The organism is Chryseobacterium endophyticum, assembly GCF_056333165.1.
Genome location: NZ_JBWGXE010000031.1, coordinates 1 through 1,159 on the forward strand (window position 1 = coordinate 1; position 1,159 = coordinate 1,159).

General features: G+C 40.0%; 1 protein-coding gene and 1 pseudogene. Both read right to left on the reverse strand.

What is annotated here, in order from left to right:
- On the reverse strand, window positions 1–743 hold a 743-nt coding region (locus tag AC0N32_RS19775; protein ID WP_476395547.1), incomplete at its 3' end, for a DUF932 domain-containing protein.
- Window positions 744–784: 41 nt separating this feature from the next.
- Window positions 785–1,156 (reverse strand): annotated as a pseudogene (locus tag AC0N32_RS19780) (single-stranded DNA-binding protein).
- Between the last annotated feature and the right edge of the window lie 3 nt (window positions 1,157–1,159).

The following is a 1,159-nucleotide window of genomic DNA, read 5'->3' on the forward strand; positions in this document are numbered from 1 at the left end:
TGGATCAGTCTTTTCATAGCATCATCACCGACCTTTATTTTTGCCCAATGATTAAACGTGCTTTCCAATTCATTACTTAATTTATTCGCTAATCCCATGACTTTGTGGGCATCGTCCAAACGCTGTTTTGCTCCTGCGGTATGTCTGATCCGCAACACATTGCTCATATTTTTCAGAGAAGCATTTAGGGTATTTTGACAGACAATTCGAACGGGGGTAAATGCGGCGGTGATGCTTCCGCTCCCATCGTGGGAGGTGGTCAGGAAAATATATTTTTCCGTAATATCGTCACCATTTCCCACACGGATATAATCGGGTAATTTAGCCGTAATAAAAATGCGTTCTCCATTTCCCAAAGCTCCTGCAGTCTCATATAAGATTCCATCTCCACCGCCTACAATAGAATCAAAAAATGAAAAGGCTTCACGGTTTTGTACGATATGGTAATCTTTTCCGACTACGCCTAAAACGGTGTTATTATCGGTGCGGATATTGGCAAAGTAGTTGGGAATTTCCAATTCTGAATCCATCATCTCTATTCCGTTGGTATTTTCGACAATGCCCGCACCCTTTGTAAACAGGGGTGACTTTTCAACCTCGTAGTCTAGTCCTGCAAATTTGATAGCTTCTTCACTTGTCGGGTAATCCTGTACGATCTGCCCCAGGTTGTGCCATGCTTTTTCCTTTACGCTGAAAAATGAATATTTTCCTGTTCTGCTGTTGAAATTTAAATGATGTGTCATGATTTTCATATTTAATTGTTAGATAATTCTGTTTGATGATCTTAAAATGGTAGCTCATCATCTTTTTCGCTGTCGTTGGACTTAGAATCAGAATCAGAAATTTCCCTCTTAACTTTTTTAATCGATTCGGTAAACTTGTTCTCAATTCGTTTACTACTGCTGTGAACTTTGATCTGTGAGGTGTGGAAATTCAGACCTGCATGGGGTTCTCCATCTTTTCCCAGCCATGCAGAGGTGTAGGCTCTTCAGCTTAATTCTACCAAAGTCCCTTTTGTTAAAAAGTCTGCAACTTTTGGAGAGATCCAGTAGACACATTCAAAATAGGTGGTCTGTTCAATTCGCTCGCCCTGTTTGTTGCGATAATTGTCATTCGTAGCAATTGAAAAATTAACTACCTGTTTTTCATTTGGCAAGTT